This window comes from Dyadobacter crusticola DSM 16708 (assembly GCF_000701505.1).
GTDB classification, from domain to species: domain Bacteria; phylum Bacteroidota; class Bacteroidia; order Cytophagales; family Spirosomataceae; genus Dyadobacter; species Dyadobacter crusticola.
Genome location: NZ_JNJB01000020.1, coordinates 26,677 through 48,423, shown reverse-complemented (window position 1 = coordinate 48,423; position 21,747 = coordinate 26,677). Strand labels below are relative to the sequence as shown.

Here is a 21,747-nt window from a genome sequence, read left to right as displayed (position 1 = left end):
ATCGTTAGCTCCAACGAAAAAGCCTGCAAAATGCAGGCTCTTTATTCTTTATCAGGGCTTTCTCCTCTTTGTTGCGAGATCGTGCGCGGTGTCGTAATAAGATCGCAGGTTTGTCCAGTCGAAAACATCTGAAATATTTTCAACCCTGTTACGCTGCATAATGCGGTCGCGGCGCTGCATTCTTACGAATTTAAACAGGATATCTGCGAGCTGGTCCGCGGCTTGCGAGAATGTCTGCGATTTTCTGTTGATTACATAAATACCCCGGTTTTCGTAATCACGCATAATCTGCATGATATAATCTCCAAAGCCAGATAAGTCGCTTGTAACAGTAGGCACGCCGCGAACTACGCATTCAAGCGGCGTATAACCCCAGGGCTCGTAATAACTTGGGAAAACACCCAAATGGCAGCCGCGTACAAACTGCCCATAATCCAGACCAAAGAGCGGGTTGGTTGAAGAAATAAAGTCAGGGTGGTAAACGATTTTTACGCGGTCACGCTCATTATTGACCAGATTTGCCCTTTTGCAAAAATCCGTAATTCCGTCTTCCTCTTTCAAATCGTGCGTTACGAAAGCAGGTAACTTGTCTGTTTTCCAGCTCTGGATCGTCCTGCGCAACCTTAGTCTCCAATATTCGTCCACAAAATTGTTCAAGTCAGGCATTTTGTGATCGGCCCCGGAAGCAGTTGCCAGAAAAAGCTTCTCTCCTACTTCCTTCTCGATTGCGGTACACGTTTCCTGCAATTCATTCAGCACAGCGCGCGACTGCAATACATCGGGATTTACAGAATAATAGGGCTGCTTGGTCACGATGAACATTACTACCGTCATATCCATATTGGCCTGCACCATTTTCCAATTCAGGCGCGCAAGTGCTTCTAAGGTAAGGTCGTAACCTTTGTTACTGTATTCGTAGCGACCGGAGGTAAAAAAGTAAAGTGTTTTATCAAGATCAAAAGAATAGCTTGGGAAGAAGTGCCCCAGAACAAACTCGTGAATGCGCTCTTTATGTTTTAAATGCAGGTTCTGGAATTCGTGCACCGCCTGAAAACGTACTACATTCAAACCGTTCGGCGTAACAAGATCGGGCATTCTGCCAAGGAAAACCTCGCATTCCCGCGCAGTAACGTCACTCACTGTGGTGAGTACATGTGCATTCAGCGCAGCCTGCCTTTCTACCGAACATTGCGCCAGGATATTGTAATTTTTGGCTTCCTGTTCCCAATCAAAAAATGGCAGCTTGTTGTAAAATCCGGATACATTCTGCGCTAGGTAGCGGCCGAGCATTGTAGCGTGGGTGGTAAATGTGAGCGCCACTTTTACATTGTCCCTTTTGAGCTCGGGTAAGCCACTGCTTGACATCCATTCATGAAACTGCGCCGAGATATCTTCCCTTTTCGCATTATCCTCTGCATATTCTTTCAGGAAAATGCGCACCATTTCACCAAAACACAGCGTCTGGTTTACAAGGTGTTCAACGTTGATCGTCGGAATGCGGCTTTTTTCCCAAAGGTTGAACTTGATCGTATCAAGCTCTTTTGCAATGCTGTCAAGGTCAAAAAGAACGACACGCGGCTTGCCTGTAACGAGCCAGTATCCATAATAAACCGAGTAGCCCATTTCACGCATTCTCTTCACTACCCTTCCCGCCGGTGAATCATCAAGATCATTGATAAGCTCAAATTCGGAACTCGCTTTTTTCTCAAAATAGGGGCCCAGCAAGAAGTAGTTCTCGTCCCACTTCTCGACCATTGCCGGCACTTTGGTCCTTATAACAGTATATATTCCTCCAACTTGATTACAAACCTCCCATGCAACTTCAAACAGGACGTTTTTCTTAGTGGTTTTAACAAAAGGTTCCAATATGGGATATATGTTTAAACGTTACCATCGGTAATTCAGCGATTAAATGCGCTTTTTTTGTCACAAAAATCCTTGTAATTACACAATAAATATGCAGAAAAATTATTCACAATTACAACAATCACGCACTTGATTATTCCCTGAAATACAGTGCCGAAAGGGACGAAATATAATAATGGCAAGAATTCCTCAAACAGCCGCCTGTTGGATTCAGAGCCGTAAATGAGCTCCTCCTCACATGAATTTAAGTGCCTTGTCGGCTAACTTTGTTCCAAATTACGTTACTTTGATTGGATTAACATTTTGCATTGGTCAGATAGTGAAAAAAATTAAAATAGTTGCGCTTTTCTTTGCAGTGATCATGTTCTTGTTGGAAAGTTGCATAGCGCAGACTACTGAAATTGATAATCTTTTGCCTCCAAAAAGGGAATTCAGGGCTGTTTGGATTGCAACAGTCGATAACATTGATTGGCCGAGCAGTAAAAATCTTATACCAGAAGAGCAGCAGCAGGAGTTCTCCAATCTCCTTGATTTCCATAAAAGAGTCGGAATGAATGCGGTGTTTGTCCAGGTAAGGGCAGCCGGAGATGCATTTTACGCCAAGAGCCCTGAGCCCTGGTCGGAGTGGCTTACGGGCCGGCAAGGAAGAAGGCCGGAACCGATGTGGGACCCGCTTGATTTCATGATAGAACAGGCACATCAGCGCGGACTTGAATTTCATGCCTGGCTCAATCTCAACCGACTTGTTCATAAATCCTCAACCAGCGTTTCAGCAGACAATATCAGCAAGATTCACCCGGAGTGGATCCTCAGCTACGACGGCTACAAACTTTTTGATTTCGGGATCCCGGAAGTGAGGCAGTTTATTACTGATATGACCGTCAATGTCGCGAAAAACTACGACGTGGACGGGATCCATTTTGACGATTATTTCTATCCCTACGCATCTCCCGGGCAGGTTCTTCAGGACGAAGCCACTTACCGTAAATACGGTGCCGGGTTTTCAAACAAAGCCGACTGGCGCAGGCACAATGTAGATTTATTGGTAAAACAGATCCATGACGGATTGTATGCTGTTAAGCCGAAACTTAAATTTGGTATCAGCCCATTTGGGGTGTGGCGGAATAAAGACCGTGACCCCGAAGGTTCCAAAACTTATGGCGCTTTGGCTTCCTACGATGATCTTTTTGCCGATAGCAGGAAATGGATTCAGGAAGGCTGGATTGATTACATCGCGCCGCAGGTCTATTTTTCGTCGGGCTTTGGGCGGGTACCCTATCGTAATCTCGTGGACTGGTGGACTGAAAACCGCTTCGAAAGACATTTGTATATAGGAATGGGCGCTTACCGCGTCGGGTACAAAGACAAGGATACATTTTGGTCCAACCCGAAAGAGATACCAAATCAGGTTCGATACCTGCGTGAAAGTGAGACCGACGGCGCTATCTTTTTCAGTTCGCGATCTTTGCGCGCCAACAGTCTGGGCTTTGTAGACTCGCTGCGCCGCGATTTTTTCAAATATCCTGCATTGATACCGACCATGCCCTGGAAAGACAATGTCCCGCCGCTTTCCCCCAAAAGCCTGAAAGCGACACTCTTGTCAAAAGGTTTGGAGCTTACCTGGGAAAGACCCGACGCAGCTTCGGACGGGGACAAAGCCTGGTACTATGTGATTTACCGGTTTATGCCCGACGAAAAAGCAAGTGCGCACGACCCGACCAAAATCCTGGGAATGTGCTATCAGGGCGAAAAATTTGTGGATACCAATGCTGAATCGGGACAAAGGTATGTTTACTATGTGACTGCGGTAGACCGGCTGCATAATGAAGGCAGACCGATCGGCCCATTGAAGGTTGAAGTCCACGATCAGAAACTAGTCAGATTTTAACATGAGCAACGCCATTCAATACGAATATAAACCCGAATATCTGACGGTTTCGGATCCCACCAAATACAACTCCGAAAACCTTCGTACCGAAGAAATGGTGTTGAATATGGGTCCGCAACATCCTTCAACTCACGGGGTTCTACGTCTGGAAGTCCTAACAGACGGTGAAGTAGTTGTTGATGTAGTACCGCATTTGGGTTACCTGCACAGGTGTTTTGAAAAACATGCGGAGTCACTCCCATTTAATCAGATCATTCCCTACGTCGACCGGCTCGACTACGTTGCTTCCATGAACTCTGAACATGCTTATGTAAGAGGTGTGGAAAAAATGCTGGGTATTGAAAATGATATTCCAAAACGAATTGAATACATACGTGTAGTAGTTACTGAGCTGAACAGGCTCGCTTCTCACTTTGTGGCTTTGGGAACTTACGCAATGGACATTGGCGCTTACACTCCTTTTTTGTGGATGATGCGCGACCGGGAGCAAATTCTCAGGCTACTTGAATGGACCTGCGGAGCGAGAATGCTTTATAATTACATCTGGATCGGCGGTTTGTTCTACGATTTGCCTGTGGGATTTGAGGAAAGATGTTTAGAATTTACCAAATATCTCAAACCTAAGCTGATCGAGCTACAGCAGCTGGTTGTTGATAATAAGATCTTTATTCAAAGAACTGCAAATGTGGGTATTCTCCCCTTGCCGGTAGCGATCAGCTACGGTTGCACCGGACCTATGCTGCGAGGTGCAGGATTAAGATACGATCTCCGGAAAGTGGACGGATATTCGGTTTATCCTGAGCTGGATTTTGATATACCTATTGGAGAAGGCAAAATGGGGACAACGGGCGACTGCTGGGACCGTACCTGGGTTAGGGTAGTCGAATGTTGGGAATCTGTTAAAATGATAGAACAAAGCCTCGTGCAACTTACGGGAGACTATAAAAGAACGCGTGACTTTGACCCGCAAGCTCTGGTACCCAAGAAGATCCGCCCCAAAGCAATGGATTTTTACATCAGAGGCGAAAGTCCAAAAGGAGAGTTGGGATTTTACTTCCGGGCAGATGGGCGCTCAGACATTCCGTTCCGGTGCAAAGCACGCTCCTGCTGCTTTAATAATCTGCATGTAATTGGAGAAATCTCAAAAGGAGCTTTGCTCGCCGATCTGGTAGCGATTATTGGTTCGATTGACGTGGTGATGGGCGAGGTTGATAGGTAGGAGCCTTGACCCCAAACCCCTAATGGCATTTGCTTTTGCCCGTTACCCCAAACCCCTAATGGGGCCTTTATTTATGCGAGAAAGTCCCCCTTGGGGGATCTAGGGGGGGACAAAAAAAGAGCCGCCTTCCGGCAGCTCCTCCATTCCTAAATATTTAGTAATTACGCTTCCTGCGTTACACCTACAAGCTCATTCTTCGCCAGGAACTCCGCAATTTGAACAGCGTTTGTCGCAGCACCTTTGCGGAGATTATCTGCTACTATCCACAGGTTTAATGTTTTAGGCTGAGATTCGTCACGACGAATGCGGCCTACGAAGGTTTCGTCTTTTCCGTGCGCTGTTAAAGGCATCGGATATACTGCATTCTTCGGATCATCCTGAACAACTACACCCTCAGTCTGAGCGAGAATAGCGCGTACTTCTTCCAGATCAAATTCATTTTCAAACTCAATGTTCACCGCTTCCGAGTGACCGCCGATTGTCGGGATACGCACCGTTGTGGCAGTAACCGCGATTCTATCGTCGCTCATAATCTTCTTGGTTTCATTGGTCATCTTCATTTCCTCCTTGGTGTAACCATTATCGAGGAAAACGTCAATGTGTGGAAGTACATTTAGGTCGATCTGGTGTGGATATACTTTGCCTTTGCTATGATCGCCCGCGCGCTCGGAGAAAAGCTGGTCTACTGCCGCTTTACCTGTACCCGTTACAGACTGGTAAGTGGATACAACAACGCGCTTGATCTTGTATTTTTTATGTAATGGATTCAAAACGACCACCATCTGAATGGTAGAGCAGTTTGGATTGGCGATAATTTTATCTTCTTTAGTCAGCTCGCCTGCATTGATTTCAGGCACTACGAGCTTTTTCGTAGGGTCCATTCTCCAAGCTGAGGAATTGTCCACAACCGTGATACCAGCTTCTGCAAATCTTGGCGCTAGTTCGAGGGAGGTACTTCCGCCGGCGGAGAAGATAGCGATCTCAGGCTTAGCTGCAATCGCATCCTCAAAACCGATCACCTTGACCTGTTTACCCTTGAATGTAACTTCCTTGCCAACAGATCTTTCTGATGCAACGGCCAACAATTCCGTTACCGGGAAATTACGCTCTTCGAGCACTTTGAGGATTTCGCCGCCTACCAAACCGGTAGCGCCTACTACTGCGATTTTCATTCTTGCATTGAGATTAAAATGAATAAAATTGACTGCTCCCGCCACAGGCGAAAAGTGCCGCGAATTTACGACGAAAATTTAGGATTATGCCCCGAATCTTTCATTAATGTATTTAAATACAGTATTTAACAAAGGAACTCGCTTTCTTTGACAACCGCTTCAATCAGCTAGAACCTATAAACTTGATAGGGAGTAACGCAAGCATTCAGTGGAATATCATAGTTGTCAGTATCCGATATTTCTTGTACCGGCTCAAAAAAGGACAGACCTATTTTCAAGATATCATCTCTGCATTCACTTAAAAAACGATCATAATAGCCTCCGCCGTAACCTACACGAAACCCACGTTGATCAAATGCAAGAAGCGGGACCAGAACTAAGTCAATCTGCTTGGGTTCAATGCGGGTGGAAGTCTGAGGTTCCGGTTCAGGAATGTTCCATTGGTTAAGAACCAGGATACTTTCCTCTGTCAGAAGATAATGTTCCATTTCCTTTGTTCCTGGCAAAACATAAGGTGCAGCAATGCGTGGCGGCGCCGCTGTTTTCCTGAGTATTGAAATAAGAGGCCGGCAATCCACCTCGTTTTTTGATGGATGTGGTAAAAAAACGTGTATTGTCGAGAAAGTAATTCCAGACAGGTAGCTCAGGGTTCTTTCTGTAACAGACAGGTTAAGTGCAGCGCGTTCTTCCTGCGTCAGCGCCATTCTTTTTCCTAAAAACTCTTTACGCAAAAAGGCTTTTTTCATGAACTCTTAGCAGTTTTTCAAACCTGACAATATCAAAAAATAACCTGACGTGCCCACGGTTTAACGCGATTTTTCAGCCTTTTTATTCATTTGTTTGTACTTTCACGGTTTGATTTCAAATCTTTAACTATTGTATAGAATTTAAGACATGAGCAAAATTAAAGTTGACAATCCCGTTGTAGAACTGGATGGCGATGAAATGACCCGCATCATCTGGAAGTTTATCAAGGAAAAGCTGATTTTACCTTATCTGGATGTAGATATTAAATATTACGATCTGGGAGTTGAGTATCGCGACGAGACGAACGATCAGGTTACTGTTGATGCAGCCAACGCGATCAGAGAATATGGCGTTGGTATCAAATGCGCAACAATTACTCCGGATGAAGACCGCGTGAAGGAATTCAATCTGAAGCAAATGTGGAAGTCGCCAAACGGAACTATCCGGAACATCCTGGACGGAACTGTTTTTCGCGAGCCGATCGTAATGCAAAATGTTCCCCGACTGGTAACTAACTGGACCGCTCCTATTATCGTAGGTCGTCACGCATTTGGTGACCAGTACCGTGCAACTGATTTCGTTGTTCCAGGTAAAGGAAAGCTTACTGTAAAATTCGAAGGCGAAGACGGACAAGTAATTGAGCACGAAGTTTACCAATTCCAGGGACCTGGTGTGGCAATGGCGATGTACAATGTCGACGATTCAATCCGTGGATTTGCGCGCGCTTGCTTCAATGTGGCGATGGACAAAGGCTGGCCATTGTATTTGTCTACCAAGAACACAATCCTTAAAAAATACGACGGACGTTTCAAGGATATTTTCCAGGAAATTTACGAAACAGAATACGCAGGAAAAGTACATTACGAGCACCGTTTGATCGACGATATGGTAGCTTCTGCATTGAAATGGGAAGGTAACTTCGTTTGGGCTTGTAAGAACTATGACGGTGACGTTCAGTCTGATACAGTTGCACAAGGTTTTGGCTCATTGGGCTTGATGACTTCTGTACTTGTTACACCGGATGGTAAAACAATGGAAGCGGAGGCAGCACACGGAACAGTGACGCGTCACTATCGTGAGCACCAGAAAGGAAAACCAACTTCCACAAACCCGATCGCGTCAATTTTTGCATGGACACGTGGTTTGGCGTTCCGTGGCAAGCTGGATAACAATCAGCCATTAATCGATTTCTGCCATGCTTTGGAAAAAGTATGTATCGAAACTGTTGAAAGCGGAAAAATGACGAAGGATTTGGCGATCGGTGTGTTTGGAAACGACGTGAAACACGGCGAGCACTTCCTATATACTGAGGAATTCCTCGAAGCAATTGATACCAACCTGAAAGCTGCTTTGGCTTAACAAATCAGGTTCTTTATATTTCAGCCACCGGCTTTTTAGTCGGTGGTTTTTTTATTGTATTTGAGCCCGAATAAGGCAGAGGATATCTCACTTCTTTTCCCGAAACTTCTTCACGGTCTTTACCGCTGTCATAATCAGCACCGCAAAAGCGATCAGCCCCAAAACTCCCCAAAGCCAGTCGACGGTATTTTTTAATACCACTAAAAAAACAATGGAGAATAGGAATACCGTGGCTACTTCATTGAACAGGCGCAGCTGAAAGGATGAAAAACGGAATTTTCCCTCTCGGATTTCCAGCAAAATTTTACGGGTGAAAAAATGGTATACTACCAAGCCGACGACAAAAAGCAGCTTTAACTGCATCCAGCCCTGATCCAGCCACGCCGGCGTAATGTACAGCATGATTGAGCCGAAAATCAATGTAAGCCAGCAGGCGGGTGTCATAATTGCATTCCAAAGCAGCTTTTCCATTTTGGTGAACTGCGCAAAAAGTATTTCACGCTCAGGACTGGGCTTGTCGCCTGCCTCGGTATGGTAAACAAACAGGCGCGGCATATAAAAGAGCCCTGCAAACCAGCTGACGACGAAAATGATATGCAATGCTTTGAAATGGAGGTATGTCATAGCGGGGATGTTTGATCTGGCGACAGGCTGTGCGCTGCGCGGCTAAGCGATCTTTTTGCGGGCAAATTTCGTAAATAATGCATGAATACCTCAGAGAAAACTTTCTTTGTGTCGGATTCGTTAATCAATCTGTAAAGTAACCCAAACCAGTAAAATGAAAACCACAATCCCGATTTTGACGTTTTTGTTTTTGTGTTGCATGGTTGTGATATCTTGCGCTCAGTCGGATAAAAAACAAAAGAGAAAAATGGACAAAGAAACCGCGTTTACGTCGCTTGACGAGAAGAATGTTAATACTGCGAATATGGAAACCGCTACTTTCGGAACCGGCTGCTTCTGGTGCACAGAGGCTGTAATGGAGTCTCTGGAGGGCGTGAAGAAGGTTGTTTCAGGTTACTCCGGCGGCCACGATCCTAATCCGAATTACAAAGCGGTTTGTACAGGTAATACCGGCCACGCAGAATGTGTCGAGGTAGCGTACGATCCGAAGGTGATCAGCTATGCAGACCTTCTTGAGGCATTTTTCCGCAGCCACGACCCGACAACACTAAATCGCCAGGGAAATGATGTGGGTACGCAGTATCGTTCCGTGATTTTTTATCACAACGACGAGCAGAAGGCACTGGCAGAAAAAGCGAAGACAGAACTGGATAAATCCGGTGCGTATTCAAACCCGATCGTAACTGAGATTACGCAGGCTGTGAAGTTCTATCCTGCTGAGGATTACCACCAAAACTATTTTGCCAACAATCCGGAACAAGGCTATTGCGCATTTGTGATTGCTCCGAAACTGGATAAGTTCAAGAAGGTATTTAAAGAAAAGCTACGCAAGGAAATTTAATTTTCTGGCTGCAACATGAATAGAAGGCCACTAATAAAGTGGAGGTACCCGGATAATAAGTAACAATGGCACAAGTTTTGAAGCATTCAATTAAACGCTTTAATTTGTGCCATTATTAACAATAACTTATCTATTACGATGAAAAAGATTCTATTCATGTTTTTCGTTGCGTCCGTTCTAAGCGCGACCTCGGAAAAAGCTTTTGCGCAATTCGAGAAAGGAGATAAATTACTGAATGCAGGTATCAACCTTGGTGGCACATACGGCGGCGGCGGCGTAGGTGTGGGTGCATCTTTCGAAGGTGGTGTTCACGACTTCATCAGTGTCGGTGGCCAGGCTGACTTTGTGTCATGGAACTACGGTGGAGGTTTTTATGGATCTGGTTGGAGATATAACTTCTTCAGTATTGGCGCGAGAGGATCTTACCACTTCGGAAAACACTTTTTAACAATAGATAACCTTGATCTATATGCAGGTCCTTCCTTGGGATATAGGATTGCAAGTTCATCTTATGACGGAGTTGGATATGATGCTTACGGTAGCGGTGTATTTTTTGGTGCATTTGTAGGCGCCCGTTATTACTTTAAGCCGACTATTGGGGTTTTTGCAGAAGCAGGTTACAATGCATCTCCATTAAAAGCTGGTATCACTTTCAAGTTCTAAGAAAGAAATATAGAGCCAAAAACGGCCTGGAAATAATTTCCAGGCCGTTTTTGGCTCTATGCATTACTCAATATCAAAACTGTACATTCACTGTCAGAAAGCCGGTTTGCGTTCTTGCATTGAACCCAGGGCTGAACTTGAATACGATCGGCTCACCTCTTTGCAGCAGCTCTCTTCTTATTTTACCAGCCTTCGAACCGTTCCTTCCTGCCTTCACGAATCCAACTGTCCCAAAGGTAGCTGCTCCTGCAAAACCGCCGATGATCATCCAGGCACCTCGGATTGCCTTTTGCTCATCCGCGTAAGTGAGGAAATTTCCATTAGCGTCGGTCTCGATTTTAGCGATTATTCCCGTTCCTATCCCCATAAAAATGAGACCCGCAGAGGTACCTGCGATTCCAATGGCCAGGCCATTTTTAGATTTGGTTTTGTAGTACTTGTATATTCCTCTCAAATGGTCTGAAGAGCTTGTCTGCAATTCCTGCTGAAACTTGTTGCCTCTCGGTACCATCGCAGAGCTAGCGGCCGGTACCTGCCGGGGTGCAGCCGAAGAAGGTGCGTAATAATTAGGCACTTCCAAGGTTGCTTCAAACGTCTCTACTTCACCATTTCCGTACTGAATCGAGACAATGTCTGCCTTTTTAATCGTAAACAGCGGACCTTCCTGGTCGTTGACCTTTTTGTATTTAACCACACTATCGTCTACTTCCTGGATAATTACTTCCAGCTTAGTTTCATTACGAAGCAAAATAACGTCTGGTTTCCGCGTAGTTTGAGCAGAGACAGCATGGAGAAGCAAAAAACAAATGACGGCTAAAAGCTGAAACCTCAGCGCAGATAAACTTACTTTCATTATGGAAGGAGCTAAATATGAATATTTTGCTCCGAATGAAGTAATAAATTTATCCTTATCAAAATGTCACGCGCATTGTGAGTTGGCCGGATTTATTAAACGGATCAAAGCTGGGCCCGATTTTAAATGTAGTGAGCGGCTGACCGCGGCGTTCAAGCTCTGCTTTGACCTTGTTAGCTTTTTTATGATTAACACGGTACTTATTAAAAGTAAGTAAACCAAAAACCCCGCCAAAAACAGGCCCCCCGATTGCAAGCGCAGTTCCAAATTTCTTATCATCTTGATCTTCACCAACTGCGCCCACAATAATTCCGGAAACAAGAGTAGCTACTGCAATAGAAGTAAAAACAATGGCACCTGTCTTTCCGTCGATCGCCTTGTTGTGGTAATATTCATACTTATCCCGCAGCTGATCCGAATTCGCCATTACGACGCTTTTCTCAAAAGGATCTGTTGGTAAATTATTAAGATCCGCGTATTGACCGACTGAATCAGGCGGTGTTTTTCCTACAAGAACTGAATCGCGCACATTTAAAATCTTTCCGTTTTTCAACAAAACTCTTGCAACCTGATCCATATAGATGTAGGCTTTGGCGCTGTCCGATGTGCTGAGATCGCGGTAGTTAATCTTTTCGTAGGTCATTTGCGTAATAAGCGCCTGAATTTGGGAACTGTCCCGTTTGACGATCACATCGTTTTTACGCGCAGTTTGTGCGAGGGTATTCTGTACGAGGGAAAAGGACAGAAGAGCGATCAGAATGACCGGGAGGAGGTTAGATGTGTGTATCCGCATAAAATCAGGTTTGATGAAAATGTGTTTAAACCTACACAAACTTTCATCAAACCTGTAAAAAATTATGCTACTACATTCCGAATTTGTTGAGCTGCTTTACAAGTACCTCAAAATCCTTGGGGTAAGGCGCTTCAACACGAACAGGCTCGCCGTCCATTAATGCAAATGAAAGTGAATGCGCATGCAATGCAACGCGCTGAATGAGAGGCTGCTCCTCCGTTTCCTTTTTTAGATTGAACTTGCGTTTCAAACTTGAAAGAAAAATCGGCTCGCCGCCATACTGCGGATCACAAACGATCGGCGCTTTCAAGCAGGAAAGGTGAATGCGGATCTGGTGCATTCGGCCGGTAATGGGGATACATTCCACTAATGTGTAACCCCGGTAAACCTGCAAAGTGTTGAAGATCGTCTCTGCCACCTTTCCTTCTGCGCGGTCAATTTTCACCGCTGTTCCGTTTTTCAAAGGCAAAATCGGCAGATATACTGAGATACTGTCGAGCTTGTGAATGCCATTTGTGACCGCGTGATAGCGCTTTGTCACTTCCCTGTGCTCAAATTGCATAGCCAGGTGGCGGTAAGCAGCAGGGTTCTTGGCAAAAGCCAATGCCCCGGAAGTTTCCTTATCCAATCTGTGTGCGGCCTGCAATTCTGAATTGTATTCCTTAGCAAGCCTGAGTACGCTTCCTCCCCTATCCGCAGTCCTCTCGTCCAGTGTCGCCAGATGCGGCGGCTTGTTTACCACGAGAAAATCCTCGTTTTCGAATATAATGATGTCGCTGAAATTGATCTTCATGTTTGTTCTGATAAAAATAATCCGAATGAATTACCTGAGAGTAACTCATTCGGATTTACGAAAATTTCGAAATCAAGATTTTTCGCTCTGATTTACAAAACTAATGAATCTGTATATCTTTTGACAGACTTAATAGTTTCACACCAACGCACTTACTTTCGTAGGATTGGGATTAATTGTATCTGACTCAACCAATCCGTCACGGAGGCGGACAATGCGGTGCGCGTAGTGGGCGATATCCTCTTCGTGAGTTACCATTACGATGGTATTGCCCCGGCTATACAGCTGATCGAACAAATCCATAATCTCGTAAGAAGTCTTTGTATCGAGGTTACCTGTCGGTTCATCAGCCAGCAAAATACTGGGATCATTTACAAGCGCCCTGGCAATTGCAACCCGCTGGCGCTGACCGCCTGAAAGCTCATTCGGCTTGTGCCCGGCCCGATTTTCGAGTCCCACGTTTTTCAATGACAGCATCGCTTTCTCCGTGCGGTCCGACTTGCTCAATCCTGCATAAATCAATGGCAATGCAACATTATCAAGCGACGACATTCTTGGCAAAAGATTGAATGTTTGGAAAACAAACCCGATTTCCTTGTTCCTGATCTCTGCAAGCTCGCTTTCCGTCATATCGCTCACATCTTTGCTATTCAGAATGTAGCGGCCGGTTGTGGGCGTATCGAGACAGCCGATGATATTCATTAACGTAGATTTGCCAGAACCCGACGGGCCCATAAATGCGACGTATTCACCTTTATTTACCGAAATAGTCACAGATTTGAGTGCCTGGATCACTTCGCTTCCCATTACATAACGTTTTGCAATCTCGTTAGTCTCGATGATTTTCATATTGAAATTCCTTGTTGAAAAGCGTTTAAAGGTGATAGTACTAAGATGCCGCTGTCATCCGGCGGAAATGCCCCTGTACAAAAAGCGAGGCGAGCAAAACAGCCGACGGGATTCCTTCATTGAACAGCTCGCCTTGATATTTCCAAAAACTGGTCGATTTGAATGAGGCTTCGTCTTCATCCTTTTTCACGATCCATTGCTGCTGCATCCAGTTACTGAATTTCCAGCTGTAAGTTATTTCCTCATAGGTAATCTCGGCAGTGCCTTTGAACAAATTGTATTTAATGTTGCCCAAAATTCCTACTCCTTCGATATCCCTGATTTCAGTAACCCTGTTCCAAAAGCCACGCGTTTTGAACCGCAGCATACTTCCGTCGAGTTCACCGTAGCCGTCTTCCTTCCAGGCATTGATTTTCAGCAATCCTACGATCAGCTTACCTCTGAACAGCCGGCTCTCGGTTCCGCTGAAATTCGAATTGATGATTAAAGACATATTTAGCCAGGTATAACTTACAGCAATCTAAAATATTAAATCACTGAAACTCCGCTCTTTGTTTTTCGATAAGTGCCCGCATAGGTTGATAGCGGCTCATAAATTGCTGATAACCGGCTTGATCTGCATACTGCCTGACCTTGCTTTCACCTTCGTCGGCCTGTCCTGTCAGTCCCTGGTCGAGGCTTAACAATGCATATTGTTCCCACAATTGTGGCGCATATTCATTGTAGGCAAGCGCGTCCAGTACCATTTTGTACGCTTTTCCTGTTTGTTTTTTCTTACGCAGATATTCGGAAGTTGCTGCAACGCTTTTTGCATCGAACGGATTAGCACGGACCGCATTTTCGAAATTCACGTCGGAAGGCGAACGGACTGCAACCGCCAGCAGCGAGTCTGTAGGTGACTTTGGTTTTATACCTGAGAAAAGGTTTCTTTTCAGATTTTCAATTGCTACGCTATTCTCGGGTTTCTGAATTTTATCCAATAAAATGACTGCCACTTCTTTCTTATCATAAAGTGCATTGGCAACCGCCATTCCGATGGTACCTTCTACTCCCTCCACATCTGCCAGACTTTCAATTGCTTTTTCATAAAGTCCGAGTTGTAAAAACCAATGTCCTAAAACCTTGTGGTACAGTTCGCTTTGCTCCTCTTCATCAGAAGCCAGCGCGGTAAGAACCTGCAAGGCTTTGAGCTTGTCGCCACTATAAAACTCCGGATAGAGCGCCGCCCAGCTCAGATCTTTCGACAGCACGGGATTTTTGGACGCAAGTTTATTCAGCAATATCGCAGTAGATGCATCCGATCTGGCCTGGTTTAATGCGTAATTAAGAACATACACGGATGAAGAAACGCTCAGAAGCGAGTCAGCCGGGATTGCCTTCGCATTCCATTCCTCCTTTGTAAATTCCTGTCTAAGATTTTGAACTGCCAGCCAGTTGGCCTGCCACGAAAGGTATTCCCTCTTTTCTGTTGAAGATGCGAGAGAATCCAGCAATTCTGCGTCTGTGTTTCTCGCAAGAATAGCAAGCAAGTTCGTGGCCGGAATCTCGGAGCGGGCACTACTGTTTTCTGCTCTTTCGAGGTAATAGTAAGCGGAGTCGGCTACATTGGTTTTGGAATAAAGCATACCCAGGTTGTTAAGTAGCTCCCCGCTTTTCGGAAACTTTCCAACACCTTCCTGCAAACTGTGCACCGCATCGAAAAAGAGGTTTTCCTGAGTCAAAATACTACTCAATCCTACATAAGCCTGTGGAGATGGATTTTTCAGTAATGACTGACGGAAGTAAAAAGCTGCGGCAGTGCGGTCGCCCTGGCGAATAGCGAGCGAGGCAAGCGAGTAATTAGACTTGTGATTTTGAAATTCCTGCTGCAATGCGAGTTTGTAATATTGCTCGGCAAGCGCAAACTCCTGGGTTCGGGCGTGCAAGTCGCCCAGTCCATTGAAATACCCGGCGATAGCCTGATTAACCGGCAGCAGTCTTTGAATAGAAAATAATATTACCACACCTGCAAAACCGAACAACCGTGTTTGTGTCAGCCCAAATCTGAGCGGTTTGTACAGGACTTTGTAGACAGCCAGCTTTTGTTGAAAAAGAGGAAAAAAGTTGACCAGAACATAAAAGAAGAACAAAACACTCATTGCAAGCTGACCCTGCACTACCACATCTTCCAATGCCTCCAATACCGGATCATTGGCCATTCCTGCCATTAAGCCTGTGAATGCAGCCGCAATGATAAATAGCCCAATGTAAATCCAGAACCCGGCACTTCTGAATGGAAGCATGCCGCCTGTTGAATCGGCGCGTCTTCTGAAACCCCAGATTCCGGCTACTCCGGCAATCAATGCAAGCACAACGGGGCTGACCAGCGTTACATTCCAGTCTATTTGCTTGGTGTTTTTAAGATAAATCAACAGGAGCAAGATCAGGTACAACACACTGATCACAATGAAGTTGATCAATCCGGTACTTCCCTTCCGAACAGAGCCGCTGGTACTCAGCCAAACCAGTCCGGCCATAATCTCGGTTGAACAAACGAGCAGGAACAATGCGGTTAGCAGCAACCAGAATGGAAAGGAGTAGGTCGCAGCGGCCAGTGCAGTGAAACTGATCGGAGATGTGAAATAAGCAACCGCAAAAATCAGTATTGACGCTGCCAGTACACCGGCTATTCTCATACTTATGCCGGCGTCCTGCCTGAATGCATGAAAGTAGTAGGTCGTAATACCGTAGATCAGGACAGTTATAATGAACAGCAGCTTGTTTCCTTCACCGGCCCCCGACAGAATTTCCAGCTTCGAAAAGCCCAGGAACATAATGAAGACAACCATCCCGGCCAGGTACCAAAATCGGGATAAGGTAGTGATTGCAGCTAAAATCAGACTGATACCGATGATTGCAAAGAGCCAAAATACTTGTACGGTCACATAATCGATCTCCATTACCGAAGCCATAAAACTTTCAGTTACAAGATGCGAGGGGGTGGAAACGCCGTATTGCCATTGTCCGATCCGCAAAAAATCAACGATAGCGCCGGTTTCTGACATTTCGCTTACCACATTCCAGCGGACTACATTTTGAAGCGGATCTATGCATTTGAGTATAAAAAATGCAACGGCGGAAACCAGGACAGCCAGCATCACAACCGCCATTCTGCGCTCAGATACTGACCATACTTTCCAGAAAAACAATTCCTTCATATTTATATTAACAGACTTCCCTAGGGATTTTAATAATTGTATATACCTCAACGAAAATATCAGTAACCTGTTATTTCGACCAGATCTGATGTGTGAAGTAATTTCAGCGCATCTTTTAGCTTGGCGCTTAAAATTTCTTTTAGCCTCATTTTAGAAGTATTGCCGCAAGTCAGCCAGATAACCTTAGTAGGGCTGCCATAGCGATCAAGGAGTTTTACAAAATCCTCATCTTTTGTGATAACTATGGCGTTTAATGCTCTTGCACGAAAGAAAATATCATTGTCAGGGGAATGTCGATGGTTCAAGAATTGTGTAGAACTACACTCCAGATCAAAGTTTGATACAATCCAGGGGGCCAAACCCGGTGAAAGATGAGCATCAAGAATGAGCATCAAGCTGCTTGAAGGACTGGATGATTGAGCTTAGCCGCAGCATTAAGAAGGCAGGCAGTAATATCTTCCGGTTCAAGATCCGGTAACTCATCGTCAACAATCTGCGCAGGGGTAACACCAGCAGCCAGCAGCTCAATTACATCTGTCACCCTGATGCGCATACTACGGATACACGGCTTTCCATCACATTGGTCAGGGTTGAAGGTGATACGTTCAAGCAATTGCGCATTCATGTTTTCTTCTATTTAAAGCTGATCCTTAGTTGACGTATTCCGGTTAGATTGAGACATTAACATTATATATATCTGCAACAATGTTAAACGTTAAGCTTTCCTCACAACAAACAATCAAAATTCTATTTTGCTCCTAACAAAGTAGGTATTTTCTAAAAAATATCCAATAAATCAATAATTCCGCTCTTGGTACTGACCAAATTATCTCCTACTTTTGCGGTCTGAAAAAAACCTCATTCGAGATAATCAAATTCATATAATGGCAAACGCGACAAACATAGGAAAAATTACGCAGGTAATTGGTCCGGTTGTAGACGTATCATTTGAAGATAGCATCAGCATTCCGGCTATCCTAGATGCGTTAGAAGTCATCAAACCGAACGGGTCGAAAGTAGTTCTTGAGTGCCAGCAGCACCTGGGCGAAGACCGGATCCGCACTATCGCAATGGATAGTACCGAAGGTATGCAACGCGGAATGGAAGTTCGTCCGCTTGGAGCTCCTATCAAAATGCCAATCGGTGAAGGAATTAAAGGCCGTCTATTCAACGTAATCGGTGAAGCGATCGACGGACTTACACCTTTGGATTCATCAAACGGTATCTCTATCCACCGTTCAGCTCCTAAATTTGAAGAGCTGGCGACATCAACCGAAATCCTTTTTACAGGTATCAAAGTAATCGATTTGCTTGCTCCTTATGTAAAAGGGGGTAAAATTGGTTTGTTCGGTGGTGCAGGTGTTGGTAAAACCGTATTGATCCAGGAATTGATCAACAACATCGCGAAAGCCTACGCAGGTCTTTCAGTGTTTGCCGGAGTGGGCGAGCGTACCCGTGAAGGAAATGACCTGATGCGTGAAATGATCGAAGCTGGTATCATTAAATACGGCGAAGAGTTCAAGCACAGCATGGAAGAAGGCGGCTGGGATATCTCGAAAGTAGACTATAATACATTAAAGGATTCACAGGCAACTTTTGTTTTCGGACAAATGAACGAGCCTCCTGGCGCACGTGCACGTGTTGCATTGTCGGGTTTGACGATGGCGGAGTATTTCCGCGATGGTGATGGCGAAGGTCAGGGACGTGATATCCTATTCTTTATCGATAACATCTTCCGTTTTACACAAGCAGGTTCTGAGGTATCCGCTCTTTTGGGACGTATGCCTTCTGCGGTAGGTTACCAGCCAACACTTGCAACGGAAATGGGTCAAATGCAGGAACGCATTACCTCAACAAAACGTGGATCAATCACATCTGTACAGGCGGTTTACGTACCTGCGGATGACTTGACTGACCCTGCTCCTGCAACAACATTTGCTCACTTGGACGCAACTACGGTATTGAGCCGTAAAGTTTCTGAAAAAGGTATTTACCCTGCGGTGGATCCATTGGACTCAGCTTCAAGGATTCTGAATGCTGAAACTTTGGGTGCAGCTCACTACGATTGCGCACAGCGCGTGAAAAATATTTTGCAACGCTACAAAGAATTGCAGGATATCATCGCGATCCTTGGTATGGAAGAACTTTCTGACGAAGACAAGCTGGTTGTATCCCGCGCTCGTCGTGTAGAACGCTTCTTGTCGCAGCCATTCTTCGTTGCTGAGCAGTTCACAGGTTTGAAAGGAACATTGGTAGATATCAATGATACTATCAAAGGATTCAACCTGATCATGGACGGAGCTTACGATCATCTTCCTGAAATGGCATTCAACCTGGTTGGAACCATCGAAGATGCGCAGGCGAAAGGAGAAAAAATGCTTGCAGAAGCAACTAGATAAGTTAAAGAGTCCAGAGTTTATGAGTTCATGAGTTTAACACATTGACTCTAAACTCATAAACTAAAACTTTCAACCATGCATTTAGAAATAATTACCCCAGATAAGAAAGTTTTTGCCGGAGAGGCAACTGCTGTAACGTTACCGGGTACGGAAGGACAATTTCAGGTTCTGAACCGCCACGCGCCGCTTGTAAGTACACTTGGCAAAGGCGACGTGGTAATTGACACCGGAGCTGCAAAGCAATCCTTTCTAATCGACGGAGGCGTTGTGGAGGTGCTCAATAACAAAGTACTTGTACTGGCAGAATCGATTCTCTAAGAATATTGATCAAAAGTGAAAAACCGGATGTCGTGAGAACGGCATCCGGTTTTTTTGTGCTTTAGCTTATACCAACATCAGTCATCTTTCTATTACCTTCATACCTCGTTCCTTCATTGCGGAAAACTTCGACTAACTTTCCGTTGGTGAATTTTGCGACAAACTCGTACCATCTGTTCGAATCGGTTAGTGAGGTATAAAAGCTAATATAGCCATGCACCTCTGGTACTTCAATCCATTTTTCATATTGGCATGCCGGTGCGTAATCGTCTAAAAAATCACTTGAGTACACGCCGTACAACAGATTCCCTTTCTCGGTAATCCGATAAGTTCGAAGCAAATTATCCAAAGACTTCGTCTGAAATTCCTCATTCAATAACAACTGCTTCTCTTCATCGGAAACTGGTAAGAGGTTGATATCGAACAGTAGTGTGTCAAACATTCCCATAGTCTCGCTTTTTGAATTGTTTTACAAACTAATTTGCTAACTCAGCCTGTACAAATCTATTTATTCAGAGGTATGCGCAACATCCGTGAACCCGGTACCGCCAATCTTGCCGCATTCCTGGAAGTGCTTCAAGTGCGAAGGTTGATCATTTCAATCTTTTGAAGATAACCCAGACCATTCGTCGTATTTCCCGATTCAAAATAGTGAATGACGACTCGTCAAAATCAATTAACCTAACTTGCGGTGAATCAGAAAATTGCGCGACTGCTTCATTCCGTTTCCCGCATCCGAATGCATTGTAGTTCATTACGAACATAGAAGTTACAAAAAGAAAAACTTTTCTTATTTTCGGAAGGCACATTCCTTCACTCCTTAATATGACACAACCCTCTGCAAAAAATGAGCTTTTCAAAATATTAGGAGTAGGATTCGGCATTGCAGTTACCGTGGGCGGCACCATCGGGACTGGTATATTGCGCAAGCCGGGGCCCATTGCAGCCCAAATCGGCGAACCCTGGCTGATCATGCTGCTCTGGGCGGCAGTAAGTCTCTACGCATTCCTCGGCACACTCTGTACCATCGAATTAGGTACTTCGGTCCCCAAAGCTGGTGCCTGGTATGTTTATGCGCAGCGCGCTTTCGGTAATTATGCCGGATTTGTGGTGGGCATCAACAGCTGGCTCGGGACTTGCTCTGCGCTGGGTTTCGGGGTATACACGATGAGCGAGTACCTGGCATTGCTCATCCCCACACTGGTGGGCTACGAACCTTACGTTGCAGCCGCCATTCTGCTGGTGCTGACCTGCGTGCACTGGATCGGGCTCGCATTGGCCAGCAGCTTCCAGAATATTATGAGCGTACTGAAAGGGATCGGACTTTTTGCATTCGTGGCCGTTTGCTATATCTATGGAGACGAAGTCACTGCCGAACAGGCAAGTACTACCACCAGCAAGATCATAGCGACAGGCAGCTGGATCGCACCCGTTATTTTCTCTCTTCAAGCCATTTTTTATACTTACGACGGCTGGCACACCGCGGCCTACTTTTCAGAAGAAGACCGTGACCCAACCAAAAATTTGCCCCGGTCCATGATGGGGGGCGTATTGGTAATTATCGCCATTTATCTTCTTTGTAACCTCGCTATTTTGCACGTATTGCCCATGAACGAGCTGGCACAATCCAAACTGGCTGCGGCCGATGCGATACGCTTGATTTTCGGGGAAGGTTCAGGAAAAATCGTGACGTTATTTCTGATGATATCCATTCTCGGGATTGTGAATGCGCAGCTGCTCTTTAATCCTCGTGTACTTTATTCAATGAGCCGCGATGGCCTGTTTTTGCCTTCCGGCAGCTCCGTTAATAAGGGCGGCACACCTGCGGTAGCAATGCTGGTAACTTCCGGGGTCGCCATACTTTTAATATTAATTGGAAAAGATGCCTGTGAGAAGCTCTCGGATATCGCCACTTTCTTTTTTGTACTTGGACATGCGTCCGCATTCGCGTCTCTGCTTGCATTGAGAAAGAAAGAGCCGGAGCTGGCCAGACCTTGGAAGGTTCCTGCTTACCCTGTTTTACCAATTGCGATGCTGATCTGCTCACTTGCATTTTTGATAGGTGCGGTGATCCAGGACTTGGCCAGCAGTCAGTTTGCATTGTTATTCCTTGTAATAAGTTACCCGGCGTATCTTTTTGTGCGACGGGCAAATCGCTAAGTACTT

21 protein-coding genes are annotated in these 21,747 nt (G+C 45.2%); 8 read left to right on the top strand and 13 right to left on the bottom strand.

Annotation, left to right across the window (positions count from 1 at the left end; all coding sequences use genetic code 11):
* Positions 1–51: 51 nt before the first annotated feature.
* Positions 52–1,866 (bottom strand): glycosyltransferase, encoded by a 1,815-nt coding sequence (locus Q369_RS0120155; protein ID WP_031529577.1) that lies wholly within the window; start codon positions 1,864–1,866, stop codon positions 52–54.
* Positions 1,867–2,185: 319 nt separating this feature from the next.
* Here Q369_RS0120155 and Q369_RS0120150 point away from each other — a divergent pair, with 319 nt between their 5' ends.
* On the top strand, positions 2,186–3,754 hold the full coding sequence (locus tag Q369_RS0120150; RefSeq protein WP_031529576.1) for a glycoside hydrolase family 10-like protein: 1,569 nt from the start codon (positions 2,186–2,188) through the stop codon (positions 3,752–3,754).
* A 1-nt stretch (position 3,755) separates the two neighbouring features.
* Complete coding sequence (locus tag Q369_RS0120145) at positions 3,756–4,973, top strand: NADH-quinone oxidoreductase subunit D (RefSeq protein ID WP_031529575.1); 1,218 nt, start codon at positions 3,756–3,758, stop codon at positions 4,971–4,973.
* A gap of 161 nt (positions 4,974–5,134) precedes the next feature.
* On the opposite strand, the gene Q369_RS0120140 is transcribed toward Q369_RS0120145, so the two are convergent.
* Both Q369_RS0120140 and Q369_RS0120135 read right to left on the bottom strand, forming a co-directional pair.
* The gene (locus Q369_RS0120140) at positions 5,135–6,145 is read right to left on the bottom strand and encodes an aspartate-semialdehyde dehydrogenase (protein ID WP_031529574.1); all 1,011 of its coding nucleotides are present in this window, start codon (positions 6,143–6,145) and stop codon (positions 5,135–5,137) included.
* 167 nt (positions 6,146–6,312) lie between these two features.
* On the bottom strand, positions 6,313–6,891 hold the full coding sequence (locus Q369_RS0120135; RefSeq protein WP_031529573.1) for a 5-formyltetrahydrofolate cyclo-ligase: 579 nt from the start codon (positions 6,889–6,891) through the stop codon (positions 6,313–6,315).
* 148 nt (positions 6,892–7,039) lie between these two features.
* Here Q369_RS0120135 and Q369_RS0120130 point away from each other — a divergent pair, with 148 nt between their 5' ends.
* Positions 7,040–8,251 (top strand): NADP-dependent isocitrate dehydrogenase, encoded by a 1,212-nt coding sequence (locus tag Q369_RS0120130; RefSeq protein WP_031529572.1) that lies wholly within the window; start codon positions 7,040–7,042, stop codon positions 8,249–8,251.
* Between the two features lie 87 nt (positions 8,252–8,338).
* Here Q369_RS0120130 and Q369_RS0120125 read toward each other — a convergent pair whose 3' ends face one another.
* Positions 8,339–8,875 (bottom strand): CopD family protein, encoded by a 537-nt coding sequence (locus tag Q369_RS0120125; protein ID WP_031529571.1) that lies wholly within the window; start codon positions 8,873–8,875, stop codon positions 8,339–8,341.
* Positions 8,876–9,029: 154 nt separating this feature from the next.
* On the opposite strand from Q369_RS0120125, the gene msrA reads away from it, so the two are divergent.
* The gene (gene msrA, locus Q369_RS27875; protein WP_031529570.1) at positions 9,030–9,716 is read left to right on the top strand and encodes a peptide-methionine (S)-S-oxide reductase MsrA; all 687 of its coding nucleotides are present in this window, start codon (positions 9,030–9,032) and stop codon (positions 9,714–9,716) included.
* 138 nt (positions 9,717–9,854) lie between these two features.
* Positions 9,855–10,379, top strand: a complete 525-nt coding sequence (locus tag Q369_RS0120115) for a hypothetical protein (protein WP_031529569.1) — start codon at positions 9,855–9,857, stop codon at positions 10,377–10,379.
* 73 nt (positions 10,380–10,452) lie between these two features.
* On the opposite strand, the gene Q369_RS0120110 is transcribed toward Q369_RS0120115, so the two are convergent.
* The 8 genes from Q369_RS0120110 to Q369_RS0120075 all read right to left on the bottom strand — a co-directional run bounded on the left by Q369_RS0120110 (position 10,453) and on the right by Q369_RS0120075 (position 17,489).
* A complete protein-coding gene (locus Q369_RS0120110) occupies positions 10,453–11,127 on the bottom strand; it encodes a hypothetical protein (RefSeq protein WP_157488257.1) in 675 nt (224 codons plus the stop codon).
* A 163-nt stretch (positions 11,128–11,290) separates the two neighbouring features.
* Positions 11,291–12,025 (bottom strand): hypothetical protein, encoded by a 735-nt coding sequence (locus Q369_RS0120105; protein WP_031529567.1) that lies wholly within the window; start codon positions 12,023–12,025, stop codon positions 11,291–11,293.
* A 70-nt stretch (positions 12,026–12,095) separates the two neighbouring features.
* Positions 12,096–12,818, bottom strand: coding sequence for an RluA family pseudouridine synthase (locus tag Q369_RS0120100; RefSeq protein ID WP_031529566.1), 723 nt, complete (start codon positions 12,816–12,818; stop codon positions 12,096–12,098).
* A 138-nt stretch (positions 12,819–12,956) separates the two neighbouring features.
* Positions 12,957–13,667, bottom strand: coding sequence for an ABC transporter ATP-binding protein (locus Q369_RS0120095; protein WP_031529565.1), 711 nt, complete (start codon positions 13,665–13,667; stop codon positions 12,957–12,959).
* Positions 13,668–13,707: 40 nt separating this feature from the next.
* A complete protein-coding gene (locus Q369_RS0120090) occupies positions 13,708–14,160 on the bottom strand; it encodes a hypothetical protein (RefSeq protein WP_031529564.1) in 453 nt (150 codons plus the stop codon).
* 40 nt (positions 14,161–14,200) lie between these two features.
* Positions 14,201–16,864 carry a tetratricopeptide repeat protein gene (locus Q369_RS0120085; RefSeq protein WP_031529563.1) on the bottom strand — a complete coding sequence of 888 codons (2,664 nt, stop codon included), beginning with the start codon at positions 16,862–16,864 and terminating at the stop codon, positions 14,201–14,203.
* Between the two features lie 59 nt (positions 16,865–16,923).
* Positions 16,924–17,256, bottom strand: coding sequence for a DUF5615 family PIN-like protein (locus tag Q369_RS0120080; RefSeq protein ID WP_205624343.1), 333 nt, complete (start codon positions 17,254–17,256; stop codon positions 16,924–16,926).
* Positions 17,256–17,489, bottom strand: coding sequence for a DUF433 domain-containing protein (locus Q369_RS0120075; protein WP_031529561.1), 234 nt, complete (start codon positions 17,487–17,489; stop codon positions 17,256–17,258). Before Q369_RS0120075 ends, Q369_RS0120080 begins: the two co-directional genes overlap by 1 nt.
* Before the next feature lie 259 nt (positions 17,490–17,748).
* Here Q369_RS0120075 and atpD point away from each other — a divergent pair, with 259 nt between their 5' ends.
* Both atpD and atpC read left to right on the top strand, forming a co-directional pair.
* Positions 17,749–19,263 (top strand): F0F1 ATP synthase subunit beta, encoded by a 1,515-nt coding sequence (atpD, locus tag Q369_RS0120070; RefSeq protein WP_031529560.1) that lies wholly within the window; start codon positions 17,749–17,751, stop codon positions 19,261–19,263.
* Between the two features lie 75 nt (positions 19,264–19,338).
* Positions 19,339–19,581: an ATP synthase F1 subunit epsilon gene (gene atpC / locus Q369_RS0120065; protein WP_031529559.1), complete on the top strand. Its 243-nt coding sequence runs from the start codon at positions 19,339–19,341 to the stop codon at positions 19,579–19,581.
* 61 nt (positions 19,582–19,642) lie between these two features.
* Here atpC and Q369_RS0120060 read toward each other — a convergent pair whose 3' ends face one another.
* The gene (locus Q369_RS0120060; protein WP_031529558.1) at positions 19,643–20,029 is read right to left on the bottom strand and encodes a hypothetical protein; all 387 of its coding nucleotides are present in this window, start codon (positions 20,027–20,029) and stop codon (positions 19,643–19,645) included.
* A 377-nt stretch (positions 20,030–20,406) separates the two neighbouring features.
* Between Q369_RS0120060 and Q369_RS0120050 the strand changes: the two genes are divergently transcribed.
* Positions 20,407–21,741 (top strand): APC family permease, encoded by a 1,335-nt coding sequence (locus tag Q369_RS0120050; protein WP_031529557.1) that lies wholly within the window; start codon positions 20,407–20,409, stop codon positions 21,739–21,741.
* Positions 21,742–21,747: the final 6 nt, after the last annotated feature.